The organism is Xanthomonas sp. BRIP62411 (assembly GCF_003993525.1).
GTDB lineage: Bacteria > Pseudomonadota > Gammaproteobacteria > Xanthomonadales > Xanthomonadaceae > Xanthomonas > Xanthomonas euroxanthea.
Genome location: NZ_QEZI01000007.1, coordinates 50,060 through 75,537 on the forward strand (window position 1 = coordinate 50,060; position 25,478 = coordinate 75,537).

Here is a 25,478-nt window from a genome sequence, read left to right on the forward strand (position 1 = left end):
CGGTCGCGCAATCAGCGCAGCATCGGCCCGTGATTGCGATGCTGGATGCACCCTGGAGCGCTCCCGACCGCCTTGCAGTGCGCACGTGAGAGCGACGCCCAGCCGAAAGCGCGGTGTGCCCGGAGCCGGTACCGCTGCGGCAATGCCATCGGAAAAGACGGCCGCGTTGGCGACGGGAAACGTGCTGCGCCGCGCCGCGGCTTGCCGTGATCAGCCCTCGATCTGCGTGGCCAGCCCCTGTGCGATCGCCTCGCGCATGAGGCGCCGGGCTTCCTTGGACTGTGCGGTGGAGTTAACGACTGCTATCGGCTTCAGGCATCGTTTCCTGCACTTCGTCGTCCCCCAGCCCACTTCGTCGGATCGCGTGCCCTATCTCTACCCTGCTCAGCTATCGTGTGGCGGGATTTGCAAACGCGTTGCAGATAGGCCTCAGATCAAGACCTACAAGGAAGTGCGGATACATGAAACGCTGGCTGTTTGTCGCTTTGCTCACCCTTTCGTTCGCGGCGAAGGGGGTTGTCATCCGCGCCGATGTTGACGACTCAGAATATCGCATCGAACAATCAGCGTTTCCTGCGCTGGCGGACATGCCAGGCGAAGGGCATGGCGTGCTCATCGCGCCGAAGTGGGTCGTCACCGCCGCACACGCGGCTCCCATGGAAGGCATGGATGCGGAGGTAGCCATCAACGGGAACGCCTACAAAGTTGCTCGGGTATTCGTCCATCCTGGCTACAAGCACATGCCCGACGCATTGGGCCAAGACGCGTTGAAGTCGGGCGATCCGTCCAGGATTCACGCCTTTCTGGCAGGTTCGGATGACATCGCGTTGATCGCGTTGGATGCGCCTGTTGAGCAGGTTGCACCGGTCGCTCTCTATCGAGGCAGCGATGAGGTCACGGAAGTCGCCATGTTTGTAGGAAAGGGGGCAACCGGCAATGGCATTGAAGGGCAGATTCCCAACTCTCCACATCGTGGCGCGCTGAGGCGGGCGTACAACGCCATTACTGGCGCCAACGACCGCTACCTCTGGTATCGATTCGATCCCCCCGCACAAGGCCTGCCACTCGAAGGTGTGTTGGGAAGCGGTGACAGCGGCGGCCCCCTCGTTGTGCAAGGTCAGGGCACTTGGCGACTCATCGGGCTGGGGTCGTGGATCACGGCAGTTCCGGAACACGCGCTAGAGGCTGGCTTTTATGGGCAAATGGTCTACAACGTGCGCATCTCGCGATATGTCAGCTGGATCGATGGCGTGATGTGCGCGGCAGATGGAGCCTCCTGTGCGGGGAACTAGCCAACGCGGCTGCCCTTAGCGCGTGCCAGGAAGAAACCATCGCGATGAAGCGGCCTGCCTTCACATGCGCCACCGGGCCAGCGCGCATGATCACAACCTCTAGCGGCGCACCTGCTGCACAGGTCATGTCTCGATGCCGCTACAGCGGAAGGCTTCTGCGTTCTCCCTCTGGTGGCAGTCGATCACGCAGCCAGCCGCAACACTGCAACAGTCCCCGGTCGATCCAGCGCCGCAAGGCGCGGCCCTGTTCGGCGACGAACAGATGCAAGCGCTGGGACAGGCGCTGGCGCAGGCCCATGTGCTGCATACCGGGCCCACGCGCGAACTGCTGCTGGCGCAGCTCAAATCCAACCAGCGCTCGCTTGGCAGCACTGCTGCACGATTGAGCGAGATGGCGGCCGATGGCGTGCAATTGCACCCGGCCGGCGAATGGTTGCTGGACAATTATTATCTGGTCGAAGAACAGATGCGCCTGGCGCGCCAGCATCTTCCGCCCGGTTACAGCCGGCAATTGCCGCGCCTGCGCACGCCCACCTCGGTGGGCCTGCCGCGCGTGTATGAGCTGGGCTTGCAGGTGGTGGCGCATGGCGACGGGCGCGTGGATGTCATCACGCTGAGCCGTTTCATCGCCGCCTACCAGCAGGTGGTGCCACTCAAGCTCGGCGAGTTGTGGGCGATTCCGATCATGTTGCGGCTGGCGCTGATCGACAACCTGCGCCGCATTGCCGACGACATCATGCACGATGGACGCGACAGCAGCCTGGCGGCGCATTGGGCGGCATTGCTCAACACCACTGCCGCCACCCAGCCCAAGGATGTGGTGGTGGTGGTGGCCGACCTGGCACGCTCGCAGCCGCCGGCCACCGGTGCATTCGTGGCCGAGCTGACGCGTGGCATCCAGGGCCGCGGGCCGGTGTTGTCGATGGCCAGCGCCTGGGTGGAGCAATGGCTGGCAAGCGAGGGCCACAGTGTGGAAGCGCTGGTGCACGCCGAAAGCCAGCGCCAGGCAGCCGAGCAGGTGTCGATCAGCAACAGCATCGGTAGCCTGCGGTTCCTGGACGAGATGGATTGGCGCGACTTCGTCGAGGCCATGAGCGTGGTCGAGCAGAGCCTGCGCAAGGATCCGGCCGACGTCTACGCACGCATGGATTTCCATACCCGCGATAGCTACCGGCATGTGGTGGAACAGCTGGCGCAGCGCCTGGAGCGCGACGAGCCGGCCGTGGCCGAGGCGGTGCTGCAGCTGGCCGCGCACGCCGATGCCGCCACGCCGGTGGCCAGCCACGTGGGCTATTACCTGGTGGATGCGGGATTGCCGCGGCTGCGTGCCGCGCTGCGCGACCCAGCCGCGTCAGGCACGCCGGCGCCACTGCGCCCACGTGCGCGTCGCGTTGCGCTGCCGGTCTACCTGCTGCCGATCGCAGCGGTCGCGTTGCTGTGGACCGGCGTGCTGCTGCAGGGCATGAGTGCAGCGCCGCCAATGCTGCGGTGGATCACCGCCGGCATCGCGCTGCTGGCCGCCAGCGAGCTGGGCATTGCGCTGGTCAACTGGGTGGCAACCCTGTGGGTGCGCCCGCGTCCGTTGCCACGCATGGACCTGCGCGCCGGCATTACGCCCGATTGCCGCACGCTGGTGGTGATGCCGAGCATGCTGGCCAACCACGAGGCCATCGACGAGCTGGTCGGCGCGCTGGAGGTGCACTACCTGGCCAACCGCGACGCGCAGCTGTACTTCGCGCTGCTCACCGATTTCCTCGATGCCGGGCAGGCAGTGCTGCCCACAGACATGGCGCTGGTGGCGCATGCGGCGCAGCACATCGACCGGCTCAACGCGGCCTATGCCGATGCGCACGGCGACCGTTTCTTCCTGCTGCACCGCGCACGCCAGTGGAACGCCGGCGAGGGCTGCTGGATGGGCGCAGAGCGCAAGCGCGGCAAGCTGGAGGCGCTCAACCGCCTGCTGTGCGCCGACGACGCGCGGCTGCAGGCAGCCAGCGAATTCCTGCAGGTGCAGGGCGATGTGGCCGCGCTGGTGCAGGTGCGCTATGTGATCACGCTCGACAGCGACACCCACCTGCCGAGGGATGCGGCACGCGCGCTGGTCGGGGCGATGTCGCATCCGTTGAATGTGCCGCGCATGGATGCGTCCGGGCAGATCGTCGAGGCCGGTTACGGCATTCTGCAGCCCGGCCTGGGCACCGGCATGAGCGAGGGCGGCGAATCGCGGTTTGCGCGCATGTTCGGCATCGAGCCGGGCATCGACCCGTACACCCGCGTGGTGTCGGACGTGTATCAGGATCTGTTCGGCGAAGGCTCCTTCATCGGCAAGGGCATCTATGCGGTGGCCACCTTCGAGCAGGTGCTGGCCGGCCGCTTCCCCGACAACCGTGTGCTCAGCCATGACCTGCTGGAAGGCTGCTACGTGCGCGCCGGCTTGCTCAGCGACGTGCGGTTGTACGAACGGCATCCGCAACGCTATGCCACCGATGCCAAGCGGCGCGCACGCTGGGTGCGTGGCGACTGGCAGTTGTTGCCATGGCTGTTGCCGTGGGTGCCCGACCGTGGCGGCCGACGCGCGCGCAATCCGCTGTCGTGGTTGTCGCGCGGCAAGTTGCTGGACAACCTGCGCCGCAGCCTGGTGGCACCGGCCGCCTTGGGCTTGTTGGTGATCGGCTGGCTGGTCTCGCCCACCCCGTTGCGCTGGACGCTGTGGCTGCTGGTGCTGTGGTTGCTGCCGGGGCTGTGTTCGGCGCTGTATGCGCTGGCGCATCCTCCCGAGGGCCTGGGACTGCGCCATCACGCGCGCCAGGTCGGGATGGGGCTGCGTCAGCACCTGCTGCGCACCGGCGTGGTGCTGGCCTGCCTGCCATTCGAAGCGGGGCTGCAGCTGTCGGCAATCGCCCGCACGCTGGTGCGGATGACGATCACCCGGCGCCACCTGTTGCAGTGGGCGCCCTCCAGCGAAGTGGAACGCAGCGCGCGCAGCGGCAATGCCGAGCAACAGCTGATGGCCGGCGCGGCCTGCAGTGCGGCCTTGGTGGTCGCCGCGGTGGCTTGGTGGTCGCCGCTGGCCCTGTGGGCGGCATTGCCGCTGGGGCTGGCGTGGATGGGCGCGCCCTGGTTGATGGCCTGGCTGGGCGAGCAGCCCGCCGCGCCGGTGGCACAGCTGTCGCAGGAGCAGCGCGCCTTCCTGGGTGGATTGTCGCGGCAAACCTGGGCGTTCTTCGAGAGCCATTGCACGGCGCAGCATCATTGGCTGCCGCCGGACAACGTGCAGGAATATCCGGTCACGGTGGTGGCCAACCGCACCTCGCCGACCAATATCGGCCTGGGTCTGCTGGCCAATCTGGCCGCCTACGATCTGGGCTACCTGACGGTGGCCGGCGTGATGACCCGCGTGGCCGATACCCTGGCCACGCTGGAAACGCTGCCGCGCTACCGCGGCCATTTCTACAACTGGTACGACACCGAAACGCTGGTGCCGTTGTTGCCACGCTACGTCTCCACCGTGGACAGCGGCAACCTGGTCGGGCATCTGCTGACGCTGCGGCAAGGGCTGCTGGCGCTGGTGGATGCACCGGCGGTGTCGATGGCCGTATTCGATGGACTGGCCGACATCCTGGGCCTGCTGGCATCGCCAGCACGCACACGCAGCGACGCCGCCACCGAGGCGCTGGACGCAATGGCGCAGAGCGTGCAGCGCATCCGCAGCCAGCCCGCGCCGAACCTGCACCAGGCTGAGCAGGCGCTGGCCCTGCTGCTGGCGCAGAGCCACACGCTCCTGGCGCTGATGCCGGGCAGCGACGACGACGAGCCGTGGCCGCAACGCTTGATCGACAGCTGTGCGGCCGCCCTGGCCGAGGTGATCCATTGTGCAGGCACGCCTGCCGATACCGATACGCACGCGACGCAGACGCCTGGCGCCACCGTCGCCACGCTGCGCCAACTCGCCGCCGGCCACCACACACCTGGCGTACAGACCTGGGCCGCCGCACGCGTGCAGGAGCTGCAACGGCTTGCGCATATCGCCGGGCAACTGGCGCAGATGGACTACGACTTCCTCTACACCCCCGCCCAGCAGTTGCTCTCGATCGGCTACAACGTCGACGACCACCGCCTGGACAGCGGGCATTACGATCTGCTCGCCTCCGAGGCACGCTTGGGGATCTTCGTGGCCATTGCCCAGGGCAAGCTGCCGCAGGACAGCTGGTTCGCACTCGGGCGCACGCTCACCGACACCGGCGCCGAACCGACGCTGCTGTCATGGAGCGGCTCGATGTTCGAGTACCTGATGCCCGACCTGGTGATGCCCAGCTACCCGCAGACGCTGCTGAGCCGCTCGATGCGTGGCGCGGTGCAGGCGCAGATCCGCTACGGCGCCGCGCGCGCGGTGCCGTGGGGCGTGTCCGAATCGGGCTACAACACGGTCGATACGCGGCGCAATTACCAGTACCGCGCCTTTGGCGTGCCCGGCCTGGGGCTCAAGCGCGGCCTGGGCCAGGACCTGGTGATCGCCCCATATGCCAGCGCCATGGCATTGATGGTCGAACCGGATGCGGCCTGCCGCAACCTGCAGCAGCTGCAGGCGCTGGGATTTGGCGGGCGCTTCGGCTTGTACGAGGCGATCGACTACACCCCGTCGCGGGTGCCGCGTGGCGAACACCACGCGCTGGTGCGCTCGTTCATGTCGCATCACCAGGGCATGGCGCTGCTGGCGCTGGACCACGTGTTGCGCGATGCGCCGATGCAGCGGCGCTTTGTCGCCGACCCGCAGTTCCAGGCCACGCTATTGCTGCTGCAGGAGCGCGCACCGCGCGCAGGCGTCTACGTCAAAGGCCTGGCCGACGCGGCGCAACGCCCGGTGGCCGCCGAGGCGGGCATGGCCTTGCGCATCCATCGCGACCCCAGCCTGGCCCAGCCGGCGCTGCAGTTGCTGTCCAACGGGCGCTACCACGGCATGCTGACCTCGGCCGGCGGTGGCTACAGCCGCGCGCGCGACATGGCGGTGACGCGCTGGCGCGAGGACGGCACCCGCGATCACTGGGGCACGTTCTGCTACCTGCGCGATGTGGACAGCGGCGTGGTGTGGTCGGCCGCGCACCAGCCCACCTGCGTGCCGGTGGAGCGCTACGAGGCAATCTTTTCCGAGGCCAAGGCCGAGTTCAAGGGCAGCCACCAGCGTTACGACAGCCATCTGGAAATCGCCATTTCCGCCGAGGACGACGTGGAACTGCGCCGGCTGCGCATCCGCAACCGCTCGCGGCAGACGCGCGTGATCGAAATCACCACCTATGCCGAAGTGGTGCTGGCACCGGCGCAGGCCGACGAGGCACATCCGGCCTTCAGCAACCTGTTCGTGCAGACCGAGATCCTGGCCGACAAACAGGCGCTGCTGTGCACACGACGCCCGCGCGGGCATGACGAAGCGCAGCCGTGGATGCTGCACCTGGTGGCCGTGCACGATGCCGATGTGGCGTCGATCTCCTACGAGACCGACCGCGCCGCGTTTGTCGGGCGCGGGCGCAGCACCCGCGATCCGCTGGCGCTGCACGGTCAGGCCAGCCTGTCCGGCGCAGCCGGCTCGGTGCTGGACCCGATCGTGGCGATCCGCTGCCGTATTTCGCTGGCACCGGACCAACAGGCGCAGGTGGACATGGTCTACGGCGTCGGTACCCAGCGCGCGGCCTGCACCGCGTTGATCGACAAGTACCGCGACCGCCGTCTGGCCGATCGCGTGTTCGACCTGGCGCTGACCCAGAGCCAGGTCACCCGCCGGCAGATCAATGCCTCGCTGGACGACGCGATGCGCTACGAGCGGCTGGCCGCGCGCGTGCTGTTCGTGGACCCGCAACTGCGCGCCGACAACGAGGTGCTGCTGCACAACCACCGCGGCCAGTCGGCGTTGTGGAGTCACGCCATCTCCGGCGACCTGCCGATCGTGCTGTTGCGCATCACCGACCCGGACAATCTGGAGCTGGTGCGCCAGCTGGTGCAGGCGCACGCGTACTGGCGCCTGAAAGGCCTGCGCGCGGATCTGGTGATCTGGAACGAAAGCCAGTCCGGCTATCGGCAGTCGCTGCAGGACGCCATCCTGGGCCTGATCGCCGCCGACCCCGAGGCCAATGTGCTCGACCGCCCTGGCGGCATCTTCGTGCGCGCCATCGAACACATCTCGCAGGAAGACCGCGTGCTGCTGCAGACCGTGGCGCGCGCGATCCTCAGCGATGCCAACGGCAGCCTGGACGCGCAGCTGCAACGCCACCCCAGCGCACGCGCGCTGCCGCCGGCGCTGGAACCCATCCAGCAACTGGACAGCGCCGATTATCCAAGCAGCACGCACGCCGCCTACCTGGACACCACCCTGCAGGCCGCAGCCGAAGAAGCGGTGGCGTTCGACAACGGCCTGGGCGCGTTCGCTGCCGACGGCCGCGAATACCGCATCACCCTGGACCCGGGCACGGCCACGCCGGCGCCCTGGTGCAACGTGATGGCCAATGCGCACTTCGGCACGGTGGTCAGCGACAGCAGCCCCGGTTACAGCTGGGCCGAAAACGCGCACGAATTCCGGCTCACGCCGTGGCACAACGACCCGGTCGGCGATGCCTCCAGCGAGGCGTTCTACCTGCGCGACGAAGACACCGGCCAGGTCTGGTCGCCGATGGCGCTGCCGTGTCGCGGCAACGCGCGCTACACGGTGCGCCACGGGTTCGGTTACAGCGTCTACAGCCATATCGAACACGGCATCGGCAGCGAGCTGTGGGTGTTCGTCGATGTGGAACGGCCGATCAAGTTCAGCCATCTGCGGCTGAAGAATCTGTCCGGGCGCCCGCGCCGGCTCAGCGTGACCGGCTATGTGGAATGGGTGCTGGGCGACATCCGCACACGCTCGCAGTTGCATGTGGTCAGCGAGGTGGACCTGGGCAGCAGCGTGCTGACCGCGCGCAACCCGTACAACACCGAGTTCGACGGGCGGGTGGCATTCTTCGATGCCGATGCGCCCAGCCGCAGCATCACCGCAGACCGCAGCGAATTCATCGGGCGCAACGGCAGCCTGGCCGCGCCCGCAGCACTCGGCCGGCAACGCCTGTCCGGGCGCGTGGGTGCCGGCCTGGACCCGTGCGCGGCGATCCAGATTCCGGTGACGCTGGCGGCCGAGCAGAGCTTTGAAACGGTGTTCCGCCTGGGCGCGGCGGTGGATCGCGACACCGCGCTGGCACTGGCACGCCAGAGCCGCGGGGTTGCCGCCGCGCAAGCCGCCTTGCTGGCGGTGCGCGCGCACTGGCAGCAGGTGCTGGGCAGCGTGCAGGTGCGCACGCCCGACCCGGCGGTGGACCTGCTGGCCAACGGCTGGCTGCTCTACCAGACCATCGCCTGCCGGTTCCTGGCACGCAGCGGCTACTACCAGTCCGGTGGCGCCTACGGGTTCCGCGACCAGCTGCAGGACAGCATGGCGATGGTGCACGCGCAGCCGGCGCTGGCCCGCGCGCATCTGCTGCGCTGTGCTGCGCATCAGTTTGCGCAGGGCGATGTGCAGCATTGGTGGCATCCGCCGCAGGACCGCGGCGTGCGCACGCAGTGCTCGGACGATTTTCTGTGGTTGCCGCAGGCGCTGTGCCGTTATCTGGAGGTCACCGCAGATGCCAGCGTGCTGGACGAGCGGGTGAGCTTCATCGACGGGCGCGCCCTCAAGCCCGACGAGGAATCGTATTACGACCTGCCGCAGATCACCGGCAACGTGCAGTCGCTGTACGCGCACTGCGTGCTCGCCCTGCAACGCGGCATGGCACGGCTGGGCGAGCGCGGCCTGCCACTGATCGGCAGCGGCGACTGGAACGACGGCATGAACCGGGTCGGCAAGGACGGCAAGGGCGAAAGCGTGTGGCTGGGCTTTTTCCTCTACGACGCGTTGCTGCGCTTTTCCGCCGTGGCCGCACAACGCGACGATGCAGCCTTTGCGGCAACCTGCCGCACGCAGGCGCAGGCCTTGCGCACCGCGCTGGAACAGCACGCCTGGGACGGGCAGTGGTACCGGCGGGCCTGGTTCGACGACGGCACGCCGCTGGGTTCGAGCGATTCGGACGAATGCCGCATCGATTCGCTGTCGCAGAGCTGGGCGGTGCTGTCCGGGGCGATGGATCCTGCACGCAGTGCGCAAGCGATGGAGGCGATGCACCAGCAGCTGGTGGATGCGGACGCCGGTATCGTCAAGCTGCTGGTGCCCCCGTTCGACCGCACCGGGCATGACCCCGGCTATATCCGTGGTTACGTCCCCGGCGTGCGTGAAAACGGCGGCCAGTACACGCATGCGGCGGTGTGGGCGACGATGGCCTTTGCCCACCGCGGCGACAGCGCGCGCGCCTGGCAACTGGCCGGCCTGATCAACCCGATCCACCACGCCCGCGACGCGGCCGGCATGCAACGCTACAAGGCCGAGCCCTATGTGCTGGCCGCCGATGTCTACGCGGTGGCGCCGCACGCCGGCCGCGGCGGCTGGAGCTGGTATACCGGCGCGGCCGGCTGGATGTACCGGCTGCTGACCGAATCGCTGCTCGGCCTGCAGCGCCACGGCGAGCGCATGCACATCGTGCCGTGCATCCCGGCCGGCTGGCCGGGCTACCAGCTGCGCTATCGCTTCGGCAGCAGCACCTATGTCATCGACGTCACCCAGCGCCCGGACATCGAGGCGCGGCTGGAGATCGACGGCGTGACACAGGCCGAGCTGGCTTTCACCCTGGTTGACGACGGCGCGGTCCACGCTGTGGCACTGGACTGGCCGGCGGACGCGACATGAGCACACGCAGACATACCCATACCAGCCATCAACTCGCCGACCTGGGCAAGATGCTGTCGGTCTGGCCGCAGCGGGTGCGCGACCCCAGCCAGTTCTGGCCGCAATTCGATGCCTTGGCCAAAGGCATTCTCGACGAGGCGGACAAGTCGGACCTGCAGCGGGTGCAGCGCCGCCTGCGGCAGCTGCTGCACCGCCACGGACTGACGCGCGCGCAATAAGCGCGTCGGCAATCTCCACGGCGGCGGCTCGGTGGCGGCATCCATGCCGCCACACGATCCCGCAACCGGCGAGGACACCGCACCAGACAGGTGGTCGGCGCTCATCTGAAAGCTGTCTCTCGTGCGGTGCGCATCAGACGTGGAGCCGATGCTTCACGATTGAACAAGGCGCACCCAGCACTGCTCTTACTTTGCGTACCGACCATCTCGACTGGTCCTTGCCCGCTCACAGTCGCGGGACCTTACGCGGCATGGATGCCGCGTAAGAGCCTACAAGGACGTACTTGCGGCGTGTCCTGCGATGGTGGGCGGGCAAGGGCCCTGCAGCCACAGCTGCCGCATACAGCACTCGATGCCGTCATGATCGACTGCGCGCAGCCAGCACGCTTAGACTCCGCGTTTACACCTGCCAAGGCCGCTGGTGATCGATCTCAATGACATTGCGCTGTACGTGCAGGTGGTGCGCAGCGGCAGTTTTGCCGAGGCCGCGCGCCGCCTGGGCACCGCGCCCAACAGCGTCAGCCGGCGCGTGCAGCAGCTGGAAGCGCAGCTGGACACGCGCCTGATGCAACGCTCCACCCGCAAGCTCACCCTGACCGATGCCGGGCAGGCCTTTTACGAACGTTGCGCCGACGCGGTGGACGGGCTGACCTCCGCCGGGCAGAGCCTGGTGGCAGGTGGCGAGGAAGCGGCCGGCCTGGTGCGGGTGGCGGCGCCGGCGGATTTCCTGGATTTCTTTCGCGTTGAATGGGTGGGCGAATTTCTCGCCGCGCATCCGCGCGTGCGCCTGGAATTCGTGCTCAGCGACGCCAAGGCCGACCTGATCGCCGAGCGCATCGATGTGGCCTTCCGGGGCGGTGTGGTGACGGACCTGGGCTATGTCGGCCGCCAGATCCTGGCCGACACCAACGATGTGCTGGTGGCCAGCCCCGGCTACCTGCAGGCACGCGGCAGGCCGCTGCGGCTGGATGAATTGCCGCGGCACGACTGCCTCAGTTTCCCGCATCCGAGCGGGTACGCCACCTGGACCCTGGTCGGCCCGTCCGGGCTTGCCGAAGACGTCCAGGTGCAGGCGCGCATGGCTGCCACCACCGCCCGCGCGTTGCGGCTTGCGGCGGTGGCCGGGCTCGGCATCGCGTTGTTGCCGCAGGCGCTCACCTGGCCCGATATCCACGAAGGTCGCCTGACCGTGGTGTTGCCGGATTTTCAACGCAAGGGTCAGAGCCTGTACGCGCTGTATCCAAGCCGGCACCATCTGCCGCGCGCGGTGTCGGCGTTCATCCAGGCCGTGACGACGCGATTGAATGCGGCTGAATGCAAAGAGGTGACTGGCTTGGCGAACAGCGTCGCCATGCCGGGCGTGCGGTGAGCGTGGCGATGCGGAGTGCAGCGGTTTCAACGCCTTGATTCGATCCAGTCTTCGCACCGAGCATGCGCGCGAAATGTGGTCCATCCAGCGGCACGCTGTCCGCTCGATGCAGTGTCGGCACGTGTGAAAGATCGGCACCGTGCAAACGGATGACATGATTGCCAGCGCGGGCGATGCCCCCCGGCACGCATCGCCCGCCACATCACTCAGGCAGCAAGCCCATCGATCTGCTGCTGGGCGCTGGCAATCCCCGCCTGGCGGGCGTCTGCGCCAGTGGCCAGGCCTTCGGCCACGATGACCTCGGGGGCGTGCACGCCGACAAAGCCCAGCGCGGTGCGCATGTAGCTCTCTGCATGCTCCAGCGATGCCATCGGCGAGCCGGCGCCATAGAAGCCGCCACGCGCCACCAGCAGGATCACGCGCTTGTTGCCGGCCAGCCCTTCGGGCACGCCCTGCGCGTTGTAGCGGAAGGTCTTGCCGGCCACCAGCACCCGATCGATCCAGGCCTTGAGCTGGGTCGGGATGGTGAAGTTGTACAGCGCCACGCCGATCACCACGGTGTCGGCATCCAGGAACTCCTGCAGCACCGCCGCACTGGTGGCAAGTTCAGCGGCCAGTGCCGGGCTCTGGTCGCCGGTGGGATTCTGCTGGGCCGCCAGATGCGCGCCGGACAGATGCGCCAGCGGCTCGGCGGCCAGATCGCGGTAGGTCACCGCGATATCGCTGTTGCCGGACTGCAACCTTGCGACGGTGGCCGCCGAGAGCTGACGGCTGGCCGAGTAAGCGCCGAGGATGCTGGAATCGAGATGGAGCAGTTTCATGTCGGTACCTTTGGAAACGTGTGGGAGGTGAGGGATTCGGCGACGCGTGGCGCAGGCGCACACGCATCGACGTGGTGGAGGTGGTGATTGAGATGAGCTGCCGAAGGCGCGCCGGTTGGTAAGCGTCGGCAGTGCGTCGGTGTGGCTGGCAACCGGCGCGCTGTGCGCCGGCCACACGGCATGCATGGCCGGCCGCTGGCGTCGGGCTCAGGCCAGGCGGCCGCGCGCGCGCAACTGCTCGCCGATGCGGCGGATTTCCGCCTCACCCTGCGCCAGCGTGGCCTCGCTGGTGTGCACCGAGTAGTGGCCCATCACCAGCGCGTGCGGATGCTTGACCGCCGAGCCCAGTACGAAGGAGGTCGCCCCCACCGCCGCCACCTCGATGGCCTGCTCGGCATCCTTGAACACCGCCATCTGGCCGCTGCCGATGGTCTCGGCCGCCTCCAGCTGGCCGCCGTGCACCGCGATCCAGGCCACCGTGTGACCGGCCGGCGGCACATAGCGCCAGGTCTCGCCGCCGCGCAGCTGCACGCCCAGGTAGGTCATGTCGGCCGGCGCCGGGATCCTGCTTTCCAGCGCGCCGTAGCGACCCAGCAGCACCCGCACCGGGCCGGCTACCGGCACATCGTCGGGCGACAGATACAGGCTTTGCGCCGGGGCATTTTCTTCGCTGGCGGGCAAGGCGACCCACAGCTGGAAGCCCTTAACCGTGGCCTGGCCGGCCAGCCCACCGTCGTGCCAGACGCCGTTGCCGGCACGCATCCACTCCACCCCGCCGGTCGGCAGGATGCCCTGTTCGCCGGTGGAATCTTCGTAGCCCAGCTGGCCACTCATCAGGTAGGTGAGCGTGGCAATGCCCGAATGCGGGTGCATCCCCATCGGCGCACCGCCGATCGACGGCTCGACGGTGAACAGGTCCAGGAACACGAACGGCTTGACCAGCTGGCCCAGGTCGCCCGGGCTCATCAGCCGGGTGATCGGGCCGCGGGTGCTGCCGCGGGTGCGGAACACCACCGGGCGCGGCGCGCCCAGCTCGCTGGGCGTGTGCTGCGGCTGAGCGGGGTCGGCGGTCGCCAGTTGTGCGTGCATGCCAGATCTCCTTGCGGCGATGGTGGGGCGCGCGGCCCCGTGAGGCACACAGTAAAGATCCACCGATTGATGGACTAGCCGGAAGATGTGGAGTGGAGTCGTCCAGAAATCGCAGTAATCGCAGGCGGGCACTGCGGGGCACGCAACAAGGGCCCGGCGCGGCGCCCCGGGCAGCGGCAGGCATGGTGCGTCTTGCACCGCGCCTGCGGCAGTCTTCATGCCACGCCAACGACGGGTTCTTCACGCTTGCCACATTCTTCCGCTGGAGACCCCGATGATCCGCACCCTCGCCCCGCTCGCTGCCGTGTTGTTGCTCTCGGCCTGTGCCTCCAACCAGGTTGCGCAGGTGCAGCCCATCGACGGGGCCATCTCCGGCCAGTGCCATATCGACAAGGTGCGCGGCGCGGTCGGCCTGGCCGCTGCAGCGCAGACCATCGAACGGGCGCGTGTGGACAGCGACAGCCTGCAGGTCAGCGTGCGCCGCGGCGAACGCGCCACCGGCGGTACCACTGCCAGCGGCCTGGCCGACCCGGCCCAGGGCGCCAGCGAAAGCGGCGGCGATCACCTCACCGTCGAGACCGGCCCGAACAACAACATCACCGCGATCTACTGCGGCTAAGACTGGCCCCCGGCAGCGTGGCCGCCCCCCTCGGGCGGCCACGCGTAGCGCGCAGGCACCACGTTGCCTGCAACTGCCGGACCACGGCCCGACCCCACGCTGGCGAACCGGCCAACCGCACCGCTGGGCGCTATCCCATGGGCTGACGGAACTGGCGTTGGCCCAGCCGCCGGTGCGGCAGGCGGCAGCATGCCGCCATTCGTCGCCACGGCGCTGATCACGCCTAGTGGATCAGCAACGTGTTCGATGCGGCGGCCGGATGCAGGCATCTGCCTTGGTTGGCGCCATGGCCGCTCCCCAGGGATCGGCGCTCAGCGCGATCGCGCTGCCGGCCGTGGCGGCTGATCTCGCCCGGCCTGCAGTCCATTGCCAACACCGCACGCCGGATGACGACGCCAGACCATCGTGCGATGGCACGCGTCAATTGGACAGTGCGTGCAAATCGCCTGGATGCGCGCGTGCCTGCACACCCGAGCATGACCTGCCAGTTGTCCGGCGTGCACACGCAACGATGCGCCATCGTTGCTGTCGGTGCGCAGCGTCTGCACGATTGACGCGCTGTGCCCACCGCGCAGTTTGGCTGTCGCCACCTGTGCAATGCAGGCGTTTGTGCAAGCGCGGCGCACTGCACCAGGCCATCGCCTGCAGCGACGATCGCCCAGACACCTGCTCTTTGATGACGTCATCAGTGCAGTGCCCACGTGGCCTTGCCACGGCACCAATGCTGATAAGAACCTGAACTCTTGTGGCCGATTCGCAGTCAGGACAGACGGCGGACAGCGTCTTGCTTTAGCCTTGTTTTTCGCACGATCGCGCATTTGCACCGATATGCGCAGCTACGGTTTGAACGAACTCTTTCAATGTTGTGAGGATAGATGGCTCGTTCGTATATGACGTCGTTTTTTCGCGAATGGCTCACCGCACCCTGCTCCGTTGCCGCGATACTCCCCTCCGGACGCGCACTCGCCTCCGTCATCACATCCGAGTTGTCGGAACAGACCGGCCGCGTTCTCGAACTCGGGCCGGGCACCGGCGTGTTCACTCAGGCAATGATCGACAAGGGCGTGCGGGAAAAGAACCTCATCCTGCTCGAGTACAACGCCACCTTCTCCGCGTTGCTCAGGCAGCGCTTTCCACACGCACGCTTGCTGCAGATGGATGTTGCCGATCTCGAATCGGTACCCCGCATCGATGGAGCCTGCGTCGATGCCGTGGTCTGCGGCCTTGGCTTGTTGAACATGCCGGCGCATCAGGTGGCCGCGATCCTGCGTGGCGCCTTCCTACAGTTGAAGCCCGGCGGCCGGCTGTACCTGTTTACCTACGGATTCAAGTGCTCGGTTCCGGCGCAGATACTCGACGCGCTGGATCTGGAGGCCGTCAGGATCGGGCGCACCTACCGTAACGTGCCGCCTGCGACGACCTACCGCATCCAGCATCGCGCCTGTCGGCGATAGCCTCAGGCCGATGCTGCACGGCGCGGGCGCGCCCCGGCCGCCTTGCGCGGTTTGCTGCTGGTTTTGCCTGGCTTGCTGCGCGAGTCGGTCAGAAAGCGCAGCGTGGCCGCTTCCCACTGGCGCTCGCCGCGCACGCCGGTGGCCATGGCCTGCAAGTGGCCGGCACGCCAGCCTTCGAACACGCATGGGTCGATGTAGGCCTTGCGACACACCGAGGGCGTGTTGCCCAGCGCGTTGGCCACTTCGCGGATGACATCGTTCTGCACCTGGGTCAGCGCGCGTTCGCTCATGCGCTCGGGCAGTGGCAGGCGTGCCAGCCGTTGCAGCGCGGCCAGCGTGCCGCCCCAGGTGCGGAAATCCTTGGCGGTGAAATCCTCGCCCATCGCTTCGCGCAGGTAGTCGTTGACCTCGCCCGAATCCACCGGCTGCAGCTGGCCGTCGTCATCGCGGTACTGGAACAGCGATTGCCCCGGCAATTGCTGGCATTCGCGGATCAGTTTGACCAGCTGCTTGTCGTCCACCTCGATATCGTGATCCTGGCCGCTCTTGCCGCGGAACTTCAGCCGCGCACGTCCGCCGCGCAGGAATTCCATATGCCGGTTGCGCAAGGTGGTCAGCCCGTAGGAACGATTGCTGCGCGCATATTCAGCATTGCCCACGCGCACCAGGGTGTCGGCCAGCAACGCCACCACGATCGCCAGCACCTTCTCGCGCGGAAAGCCCGGCAGGACCAGATCGCGGCGCAGCCGGCGGCGTAGCTTGGGCAATGCCTGGCCGAAGGCGATCACCCGTTCGAACTTGCCTTCGCCACGCACCTGCGCCCAATCGGCGTGGTAGCGGTACTGCTTGCGCCGGCGCGCATCGCGCCCGGTGGCCTGCAGATGGCCGTTGGGCTTGGCGCAGATCCACACCTCGGTATATGCCGGCGGAATGGCCAGGGCGCGGATGCGCTGCAAGGTCTCCGCATCGGCCACGCGTTGCCCGTCTGCGCTGCGGTAACTGAAGCTCTTGCCGGCCTTGCGGCGGCTGATGCCGGGCTGCTGATCGTTGACGTAGGTGAGCCCGGCCGCGCGCGCGGTGGCCTTGGCCTGCGCGACCGCGGCCACGCTCGCCACCGCGGCCGTGGCGGCCACCGCGCCGGCGGCAACGGAGGCCAGCTTGCCGGCCGCACTGGCGGTGCCTGCGGCATTGCGAAGAACACGTTTGGCTTTCATTGCGCATGGATCGAAGGACAGGCGCCGATTGTTGGGCCGGGCGGGACTAGGCCGCGTCAACGCTGCGACAACGCCATGTGGGCAAGCGATGCCCGCGAGCGGGTTTTCTGCTTATGCTTGGGCTTCCCCTCATTGTGCTGGAGTTATCGATGCGCGCTGTCCTGCCTACCGCCCGCCTGGCTTGTACCTTGGTCGTGCTGGCGGCATTGAGTGCCTGCGGCTCGCCGCAACCGGACGAGCAGGAAGCCGTCTCCGCCAAGGCGCAGCAAGCCGCCGAACAAGCCGCCGCACCGGCACCGGCCGCCGCGCCCGAAGCGCCGCCGATCGGCAGCTGCGATGCCACCCAGGTGCAGTCGCTGGTGGGCCAGGCGCTGACCGACGCGGTGAGCGAACAGGCCCGCACCGATGCCGGCGCCAAATCGGTGCGCGTGCTCAAACCCGGCCAGATGACCACGATGGAGTTCAACGGCGAGCGGCTCAACCTGGAAGTGGATGCCAAGAACGTGATCGCCTCGGTGCGTTGCGGCTGAGCGCCACCTGGCGCCTGTTGGCGAACAGGCGCCGAGCTAGCTGGCACAAGGCCTCGCGGCCGCCCTCGTTGCAGCTGTAACGGTGTATTGCGGCACCGCATCAACTGTGGTCTAGTCGATTATCCGGTGACCTCTTCGAAACGCTCCACGGATCGAGCGCTGCAACGTCGTCGCCGCTCTCCCAGATCGCAAAGAGGCAGACATGGCCCCCCGCACTCGCCAAGGGCTCAACGACTACGGTCTCTACAACAGCGCGCGCGATGAGCGCGACGCCTGTGGTTTTGGCATGGTCGCCCAGTTGGACGACCAACCATCCCGCTCGCTGGTGGACACCGCGATTGCGGCACTCTCGCGCATGACCCACCGCGGCGGCGTGGCGGCCGACGGGCTCACCGGCGATGGCTGCGGTCTGCTGATCCGCAAACCCGATGCGTTCCTGCGCGGGCTGGCGCGCGACGCCGGCATCACCGTGGGCACGCGCTACGCGGCCGGCGTGGTGTTCTTGCCGCTGGACGAGGGCGATGCGGCGCGCTGCCGTGCCGAACTGGAAACCCAGCTGCACGCCGCCGGCGTGCAGTTCCGCGGCTGGCGCGTGGTACCCACCGACGACAGCGTGTGCGGCCAGCTGGCGCGCGACACCTTGCCACGCATCGAGCAGGTCTTCGTCGATGCCGGTGCCGAACAGAGCGAGGACGGCTTCACCCTGGCGCTGTTTCTGGCGCGCCGCCGCGCCGAACAGGCGCTGCGCGAGGTGGCGGACTTCTATGTCACCACCCTGTCGCCCAACGGCATCAGCTACAAGGGCATGGTGCTGCCGGACAAGCTGAGCACGTTCTACCCGGACCTGCAGCGCAGCGACCTGTCCTCCAGCGCAATCGTGTTCCACCAGCGCTTTTCCACCAATACGCTGCCGCGCTGGCCGCTGGCGCATCCGTTCCGGCTGCTCGCCCACAACGGCGAGATCAACACCATCGAAGGCAATCGCCGCTGGGCGCAGGCGCGCAGCAAGGTGTGGCAGACCCCGCGCTTCGATATCGCGCAGTTCGACCCGGTGATCTCCATGCACGGCTCCGATTCGCAGAGCCTGGACAACATGCTGGAGCTGCTGATCGCCGGTGGCATGGACCTGCTGCAGGCGCTGCGCATCCTGGTGCCGCCGGCGACCCAGTCGCTGGAGTTCAAGGACGCCGACCTGGCCGCGTTCTATGAGTTCTACGGCCTCAACACCGAGCCGTGGGATGGCCCGGCCGGCATCGTCGCCTGCGACGGCCGCTATGCCGCCTGCATGCTCGACCGCAACGGGCTGCGCCCGGCGCGCTGGATGCTGACCTCCGACCGCCATTTCCTGGTGGCCTCCGAGGCCGGCGTGTGGGAACTGCCGGCCGAGCGCATCACCCGCAAGGGCAAGCTGGGCCCGGGCGAGATGATGGCGATCGACCTCAAGCGCGGCGACCTGCTCGACTCGGACGCCATCGACCGCATCAACCGCGCGCGCGCCCCCTACAAGCAATGGCTGCAGCAGGGCGTGACCTACCTGCAGACCGAACTGATCGACCCCTCGCTGGTGGAAGAACCCTTCAGCGAGCAGACCCTGCGCAGCTACCACAAGCTGTTCCAGCTCAGCACCGAGGAAGTGGAGCAGATCCTGCGCCCGCTGGCCGAGACCGAGCAGGAAGCCACCGGCTCGATGGGCGACGACACCCCGATGGCGGTGCTCAGCCGCCAGACCCGGCCGCTGTACGACTACTTCCGCCAGGCCTTCGCGCAGGTCACCAACCCGCCGATCGACCCGCTGCGCGAAGGCATCGCGATGTCGCTCACCACCCAGCTCGGCAAGGAGACCAACATCTTCCATGCCGGCGCGGAGACGGTGAACCACGTCATCCTCAACTCGCCGGTGCTCAGCCAGCGCAAGCTGCGCCAGCTGCTGAAGATGGAGCAGTACGTCGAGCGCAACCGCCTGATCGACCTGTCCTACAGCGTGGAGGAAGGCCTCAAGGCCGGCCTGGAACGCATCTGCCAGGAAGTGGAAGCGGCCGCGCGCGCCGGTGCGGTGATGCTGTTGCTGTCGGACCGCTACCCGGTGCCGGACCGGCCGATGGCGCATGCGCTGCTGGCCACCGGCGCGGTGCATCACCACCTGTGCAAGGTGGGCCTGCGCTGCGACGTCAACCTGATCATCGAGACCGGCACCGCGCGCGATGCGCACCACATGGCCTGCCTGCTCGGCTTCGGCGCTACCGCGGTGTATCCGTACCTGGCCTACCAGACGCTGTTCGACCTGGGCCGGCGCGGCATCCTGCAGCTGAGCAAGGGCGGCGAGCAGTCGCAGATCGGCCGCCGCTACCGCAAGGGCATCTACAAGGGCCTGTCCAAGATCATCTCCAAGATGGGCATCTGCACCATCGCCAGCTACCGCGGCGCGCAGTTGTTCGAGATCGTCGGGCTGGACCCGGACGTGGTGGAGCTGTGCTTTGCCGAAACGCCCGCCCGCATCGGCGGCGTGGGCCTGGCGCGGCTGGACACCGAGGCGCGCGAGCTCACCGCACGCGCCTGGAACGACCAGCTCAAGCCGGAAGTGGGCGGCCTGCTCAAGTACGTGCACGGCGGCGAGTACCACATGTACAACCCGGACGTGGTCATGACGCTGCAGCGCGCCACCCGCACCGGCGATGCCGGCGACTGGCAGAAGTACGTCGACGCGGTGCATGCGCGCCCGGCCTCCACGCTGCGCGACCTGGTCCAGCTCAAGCGTGCCGCGACCCCGACCCCGCTGGACGAGGTCGCCCCCGCGGCCGATGTGCTGCGCCGCTTCGACACCGCCGCGATCAGCCTGGGCGCGCTGTCGCCCGAGGCGCACGAAGCACTGGCCATTGCGATGAACCGCCTGGGCGGGCGCAGCAATTCCGGCGAAGGCGGCGAAGACCCGGCCCGCTACGGCACCGAGAAGCGCTCCAAGATCAAGCAGGTGGCCTCGGGCCGTTTCGGCGTGACCCCGGAATACCTGGTCAACGCCGAAGTGCTGCAGATCAAGGTCGCCCAGGGTGCCAAGCCCGGCGAAGGCGGCCAGCTGCCCGGCCACAAGGTCAACGAACTGATCGCGCGGCTGCGCTACGCCAAGCCCGGCATCGGACTGATCAGCCCGCCGCCGCACCACGACATCTACTCGATCGAGGACCTGGCCCAGCTGATCTACGACCTCAAGCAGGTCAATCCGACCGCGCTGGTCTCGGTGAAGCTGGTGGCGCATGCCGGCGTCGGCACGATTGCCGCCGGCGTGGTCAAGGCCGGCGCCGACCTGATCACCGTGTCCGGCCATGACGGCGGCACCGGGGCCAGCCCGGTCAGCTCGATCCGCTATGCCGGCGTGCCATGGGAACTGGGCGTGGCCGAGTCGCACCAGGCGCTGGTGGCCAACGACCTGCGCGAGCGCACCATCCTGCAGACCGACGGCGGCCTGAAGACCGGCCTGGACGTGGTCAAGGCCGCGCTGCTGGGCGCCGACAGCTTCGGCTTCGGCACCGCGCCGATGATCGTGCTGGGCTGCAAGTACCTGCGCATCTGCCACCTCAACAACTGCGCCACCGGCGTGGCCACCCAGGACGAGCGCCTGCGCGCGAACTACTTCACCGGCCTGCCCGAGCGCGTGGAGCATTTCTTCCGTCTGCTGGCCGAGGAAGTGCGCCAGTGGCTGTCCTACCTGGGCGTGCGGTCGCTGGACGACGTCGTCGGCCGCACCGACCTGCTCGAACAGCTGGAGGTCTCGCCGCGTGCCGGGGTCAAGGTCGATCTGTCGCGCCTGCTCACCCATGCGCGCTACGACGGCAGCCATTGCGCGGCCCAGCGCCTGTACGAATCGCCCGACAGCCTGGCCACGCAGATGGACGGCCTGCTGGCCGATGCGATCGCCAACAAGACCGGCGGCGACCATCGCTTCCTGATCCACAACACCGACCGCTCGATCGGCGCGCGCCTGTCCGGCGCCATTGCGCGCGTGCACGGCAACCACGGCATGAGCGATGCGCCGTTGAACCTGCGCTTCCGCGGCACCGCCGGGCAGAGCTTTGGCGCATTCAACGCCGGTGGCCTGCAGCTGGAGCTGGAAGGCGAAGCCAACGACTATGTCGGCAAGGGCATGGCCGGCGGCCGGCTGGTGGTGCGTCCGCCGCGCGGTGCGCGCTTCGAGGCGCGCAGCACGCCGATCGTGGGCAACACCTGCCTGTACGGCGCCACCGGCGGCGAGCTGTTCGCGGCCGGCCGCGCCGGCGAGCGCTTTGCGGTGCGCAACTCCGGCGCGCTGGCGGTGGTGGAAGGCGCAGGCGACCACTGCTGCGAATACATGACCGACGGCGTGGTGCTGGTGCTGGGCAAGGTGGGCCTGAACTTCGGCGCCGGCTTCACCGGCGGGCTGGCCTATGTGCTGGATATCGAACGCGACTTCGTGGACCGCTACAACCACGAGCTGATCGACATCCACCGTGTCTCCGCCGAGGGCTTCGAGAACCACCGCCAGCATCTGCACACCCTGATCAGCCGCCACCGCGAGCTGACCGGCAGCATCTGGGCGCAGCAGATCCTGGACGAGTTCCGCGACTACATCGGCAAGTTCTGGCTGGTCAAACCCAAGGCCGCCAGCATCGAGTCGCTGACTGAGTCGCTACGGCGCGCCGCCTAGTCGTGCTCCCCTCTCCCGCTTGCGGGAGAGGGGTCGGGGGTGAGGGCCGGTGGCCCGCAACCTTCATCCGCCCCTTCGGGGCACCTTCTCCCGCACGCGGGAGAAGGGAATCAGCCACGGATTTCTTTTATGAGCCGCAAGCAAGCCTTCCAATTCCTCGACCTGCCCCGGACCATGCCCACGCGCATTCCGGTGGAGCTGCGTACCTCCGGTGACTGGGGCGAGTTGTACGGCAAGTTCGACAAGGCCGACGCGCAGTACCAGTCCGGCCGTTGCCTGGACTGCGGCAACCCGTATTGCAGCTGGAAATGCCCGGTACACAACGCGATTCCGCAGTGGCTGCAGCTGGTGCAGGAAAACCGCATCGAAGAAGCCGCCGCGCTGTGCCATTCCACCAACCCGCTGCCGGAAGTGTGCGGGCGGGTGTGTCCGCAGGACCGCCTGTGCGAAGGCAGCTGCACGCTGGAGGAATTCGGCGCGGTCACCATCGGCGCGGTGGAAAAATACATCGTCGATACCGCGTTCAAGATGGGCTGGCGCCCGGACCTGGGCAACGTGCAGCCGAGCGGCTGGCGGGTGGCGGTGATCGGCGCAGGCCCGGCCGGCCTGTCCTGCGCGGACCGCCTGGTACGTGCCGGGATCGAGGCGGTGGTCTACGACCGCTACGAGCAGATCGGCGGGCTGCTGCAGTTCGGCATCCCCAGCTTCAAGCTGGACAAGTCGGTGATCGGCAAGCGCCGCGAGATTCTCGAAGGCATGGGCGTGCAGTTCCGCCTGGGCGTGGAAGTGGGCCGCGACATCAGCATCGAGCAGTTGCTGGGCGAATACGATGCGGTGTTCCTGGGCACCGGTGCCTACCGCTACACCGATGGCGGGCTGCCCGGGCAGGACCTGAAGAATGTGCTGCCGGCGTTGCCGTTCCTGGTGCAGAACAGCCGCATCGTCAGCGGCAACGACCCGCACGGCCGGCCGATCGCCGGCTGGGAAGACCAGATGGCGCTGCCCGATCTCAACGGCAAGCGGGTGGTGGTGCTGGGCGGCGGCGACACCGGCATGGACTGCGTGCGCAGCGCGATCCGCCTGGGCGCGGCCAAGGTCACCTGCGCGTACCGCCGCGACGAGGCCAGCATGCCGGGCTCGGCGCGCGAAGTCGCCAACGCGCGCGAGGAAGGCGTGCGTTTCCTGTTCAACCGGCAGCCGCTGTCGATCGAATCCGGCGCCGACGACGAGGCCATCGGCGTCACCGTGGTGGAGACCAGGCTCGGCGACCCCGATGCCAGCGGGCGTCGCAACGCGGTGCCGGTGGAAGGCAGCGAATCGCTGCTGGAAGCGGACGTGGTGATCATCGCATTCGGCTTCTCGCCGACCCTGCCCGACTGGCTGGCCTCGCAGGGCGTGGAAGCCGGCAGCAACGGCCGCATCGTCGCACCGGCCGACGACAACGGCCGCCTGCCCTACCAGACCAGCAACCCGCGCCTGTTCGCCGGTGGCGACTGCGTGCGCGGCGCCGACCTGGTGGTCACCGCCGTGGCCGAAGGCCGCGACGCGGCCGGCAGCATCGTGCAGCTGCTGGGCGTCAAGGCGCAGGTCAAGGAACCGGCCGCCGCCTGAGTGTGGCCAGCGCGTGGGCTCGGTGCCCGGCGCTGGCTATCGCGTTGCCTGCAGGCAAGCCGCATGCGGCCTGCGCGGCAAGACTGGATGACGCTGCGCGCTGCAGCGTATCCGCGGCGCGGGAAAACGCCCGCATGCGCGACGCAATGATCGCCTGCGCCTGGCGCAAGACCAGGCGCGCACCTGCCTGCCACGCCGCCAGACGCCTCTAGGCGCCTCCAGGCGCCTCCAGGCGCAAGCCAGCTTCGCCTCCGCACGGGCGTGTCCGGTCCGACCCGCAGCGCGCGACGAACACACCACGTGGCTCCACATTGGCCTCGCGCTCAGCACGCGCCGGCCGGTGCGCGGTGGCGGCAGACGCAAGCGTCCGGCCGCCATTTGACGCGCTGCACGCACGCCAGCGCCCGCAATCGGCATGCCCACAGGGCTGTCGCGATCTGCAGCCTCTACGATTGCACCCCCTGTGGAAGTGTGATTTAAGTCACATATCTTCTGTCGCCACGTAGTACCGGCCCAATCAATCACCCCCGACGCGCAGGACGTTCTGCGCCGACCTGGAGGCGCCGGGCAGTGACGGCAGTCGGTTCCATCCCAGGTGCGGGCAACACCGCCGCCGTGGACTCCAGACCTCGTTCACGTGTCGCCGCGCCACGCGGCGGCGAAGCCGTGGGCCTCACCAAGGAAGCAACCTCATGACGCAGCAACTCGCTACCAGCCAACATGGACGCGACGACTGGGTGGACTGGCTCCGCGGCGCCAGCGTATTGATGGTGATCGTGCTGCACGCCTATGGCTTCGCCTTCGATGCCTACCCGGAACTGCGCGGCGGCGCGACCGAGCAAGCCAGTGCCCTGATGCTGTCCATCGAGCACCTCAACCGCTCGCTGGCACCGCTGCGCATGCAGCTGATGTTCCTGCTGTCGGGCCTGTTCGTCGCGCGCGGGCTGGACAAGGGCATCGCACCCTACCTTGGCGGCAAGCTGCGGCACGTGCTGTACCCGTACCTGCTCTGGTCGGTGCTGATCTTCGCCCTGCGCGAGGCAGGCTCGGTGCTGGCCAAGGCCGAACCCATCGCCTGGCTGGATCTTGGCAAGATCGCGGTCGGCAACGTGGCGCTGACCTGGTTCCTGTTCTACCTGTTCGTGTTCCTGGTGCTGATGCCCTTGCTGCGTCGGCTGCCGCCGCCATTGGTGCTGGCCGCGACCGTGCTGGGCTCGGTCTGCCTGGGTCCGCTGCTGCGCCAGGGCGCAGATCCGTTCTATTACTTTGCGTTCTTCTACATCGGCACGCTGCTGGCTGGCCGGGTGCCGGCACTGCTGCGGCAGGCGCCGCGCTGGATCTGGCCGCTGTCGTGCCTGAGCCTGTGCGCCATCGTGCTGATCGCCAATCTCACCGCGCTGCATGGCATCTGGATCGGCTACCTGCCGCTGGTGGTGATCGCGCTGCCACTGCTGGTCGCTGTGGCGATGTGGGCGAACCGGCAACCGGCCGCGCAGGCGATCCGCTATGTGGGCCGCAACTCGGTGGTGTTCTACCTGAGCCACTTTCCGCCCTTCATAGTGCTGGCCTATCTGCTGCCGCGCTGGATCGACGAGGGAGCGGTGCTGTTCTTTGCCTTGCTGGGGGTCGGCGTACTGGTCCCGGCCGTGCTGTGCCTGCTGCGCGTGCCCGGCCGCCTGCCTGCGCTGAACCTGCTGTTCTCCGCACCGATGCCGGTCCGCCGCCCACGCAGCGCGTTGCCTGCCGTCGGCACGCTGCACGGCTCACCGGTGTCCGCCTAGTGGGCATGCGTGCC

General features: G+C 68.0%; 13 protein-coding genes. 10 read left to right on the forward strand and 3 right to left on the reverse strand.

Annotation, left to right across the window (positions count from 1 at the left end):
- Positions 1–461: 461 nt before the first annotated feature.
- From EO139_RS03805 to EO139_RS03825, 4 genes are all read left to right on the forward strand, one after another.
- On the forward strand, positions 462–1,292 hold the full coding sequence (locus tag EO139_RS03805) for a trypsin-like serine protease (RefSeq protein ID WP_115675523.1): 831 nt from the start codon (positions 462–464) through the stop codon (positions 1,290–1,292).
- Positions 1,293–1,554: 262 nt separating this feature from the next.
- Positions 1,555–10,083 carry a glucoamylase family protein gene (locus EO139_RS03810; protein WP_206515117.1) on the forward strand — a complete coding sequence of 2,843 codons (8,529 nt, stop codon included), beginning with the start codon at positions 1,555–1,557 and terminating at the stop codon, positions 10,081–10,083.
- On the forward strand, positions 10,080–10,301 hold the full coding sequence (locus EO139_RS03815) for a hypothetical protein (RefSeq protein ID WP_126969373.1): 222 nt from the start codon (positions 10,080–10,082) through the stop codon (positions 10,299–10,301). Before EO139_RS03810 ends, EO139_RS03815 begins: the two co-directional genes overlap by 4 nt.
- A 421-nt stretch (positions 10,302–10,722) precedes the next feature.
- On the forward strand, positions 10,723–11,670 hold the full coding sequence (locus EO139_RS03825; RefSeq protein WP_104650095.1) for a LysR family transcriptional regulator: 948 nt from the start codon (positions 10,723–10,725) through the stop codon (positions 11,668–11,670).
- 206 nt (positions 11,671–11,876) lie between these two features.
- Here EO139_RS03825 and EO139_RS03830 read toward each other — a convergent pair whose 3' ends face one another.
- On the reverse strand, positions 11,877–12,491 hold the full coding sequence (locus EO139_RS03830; RefSeq protein WP_119130028.1) for an NAD(P)H-dependent oxidoreductase: 615 nt from the start codon (positions 12,489–12,491) through the stop codon (positions 11,877–11,879).
- A gap of 207 nt (positions 12,492–12,698) precedes the next feature.
- Positions 12,699–13,580, reverse strand: coding sequence for a pirin family protein (locus EO139_RS03835; RefSeq protein WP_126969375.1), 882 nt, complete (start codon positions 13,578–13,580; stop codon positions 12,699–12,701).
- 274 nt (positions 13,581–13,854) lie between these two features.
- On the opposite strand from EO139_RS03835, the gene EO139_RS03840 reads away from it, so the two are divergent.
- Entirely contained in the window at positions 13,855–14,199 is a 345-nt protein-coding gene (locus EO139_RS03840) for a hypothetical protein (protein ID WP_016901594.1), read from the forward strand.
- 890 nt (positions 14,200–15,089) lie between these two features.
- Positions 15,090–15,653: a methyltransferase domain-containing protein gene (locus EO139_RS03845; protein WP_232099144.1), complete on the forward strand. Its 564-nt coding sequence runs from the start codon at positions 15,090–15,092 to the stop codon at positions 15,651–15,653.
- A 2-nt stretch (positions 15,654–15,655) separates the two neighbouring features.
- On the opposite strand, the gene EO139_RS03850 is transcribed toward EO139_RS03845, so the two are convergent.
- Positions 15,656–16,957, reverse strand: coding sequence for a DNA topoisomerase IB (locus tag EO139_RS03850; RefSeq protein ID WP_241235909.1), 1,302 nt, complete (start codon positions 16,955–16,957; stop codon positions 15,656–15,658).
- 59 nt (positions 16,958–17,016) lie between these two features.
- Between EO139_RS03850 and EO139_RS03855 the strand changes: the two genes are divergently transcribed.
- From EO139_RS03855 to EO139_RS03870, 4 genes are all read left to right on the forward strand, one after another.
- Complete coding sequence (locus tag EO139_RS03855) at positions 17,017–17,397, forward strand: I78 family peptidase inhibitor (RefSeq protein WP_104586236.1); 381 nt, start codon at positions 17,017–17,019, stop codon at positions 17,395–17,397.
- A gap of 202 nt (positions 17,398–17,599) precedes the next feature.
- Positions 17,600–22,072 carry a glutamate synthase large subunit gene (gltB, locus tag EO139_RS03860; protein WP_126969379.1) on the forward strand — a complete coding sequence of 1,491 codons (4,473 nt, stop codon included), beginning with the start codon at positions 17,600–17,602 and terminating at the stop codon, positions 22,070–22,072.
- 129 nt (positions 22,073–22,201) lie between these two features.
- On the forward strand, positions 22,202–23,683 hold the full coding sequence (locus EO139_RS03865) for an FAD-dependent oxidoreductase (RefSeq protein WP_115675515.1): 1,482 nt from the start codon (positions 22,202–22,204) through the stop codon (positions 23,681–23,683).
- Positions 23,684–24,375: 692 nt separating this feature from the next.
- Complete coding sequence (locus EO139_RS03870) at positions 24,376–25,464, forward strand: acyltransferase (protein ID WP_115675514.1); 1,089 nt, start codon at positions 24,376–24,378, stop codon at positions 25,462–25,464.
- The last annotated feature ends 14 nt before the right edge of the window (positions 25,465–25,478 follow it).

Coding starts and splice junctions, on each gene's coding strand:
- EO139_RS03805 (WP_115675523.1), top strand. CDS start 462: ATGAAACGCTGGCTGTTTGTCGCTTTGCTCACCCTTTCGTTCGCGGCG.
- EO139_RS03855 (WP_104586236.1), top strand. CDS start 17,017: ATGCGCGCTGTCCTGCCTACCGCCCGCCTGGCTTGTACCTTGGTCGTG.
- EO139_RS03810 (WP_206515117.1), top strand. CDS start 1,555: ATGCAAGCGCTGGGACAGGCGCTGGCGCAGGCCCATGTGCTGCATACC.
- gltB (WP_126969379.1), top strand. CDS start 17,600: ATGGCCCCCCGCACTCGCCAAGGGCTCAACGACTACGGTCTCTACAAC.
- EO139_RS03870 (WP_115675514.1), top strand. CDS start 24,376: ATGACGCAGCAACTCGCTACCAGCCAACATGGACGCGACGACTGGGTG.
- EO139_RS03840 (WP_016901594.1), top strand. CDS start 13,855: ATGATCCGCACCCTCGCCCCGCTCGCTGCCGTGTTGTTGCTCTCGGCC.
- EO139_RS03865 (WP_115675515.1), top strand. CDS start 22,202: ATGAGCCGCAAGCAAGCCTTCCAATTCCTCGACCTGCCCCGGACCATG.
- EO139_RS03815 (WP_126969373.1), top strand. CDS start 10,080: ATGAGCACACGCAGACATACCCATACCAGCCATCAACTCGCCGACCTG.
- EO139_RS03845 (WP_232099144.1), top strand. CDS start 15,090: ATGACGTCGTTTTTTCGCGAATGGCTCACCGCACCCTGCTCCGTTGCC.
- EO139_RS03830 (WP_119130028.1), bottom strand. CDS start 12,491: ATGAAACTGCTCCATCTCGATTCCAGCATCCTCGGCGCTTACTCGGCC.
- EO139_RS03835 (WP_126969375.1), bottom strand. CDS start 13,580: ATGCACGCACAACTGGCGACCGCCGACCCCGCTCAGCCGCAGCACACG.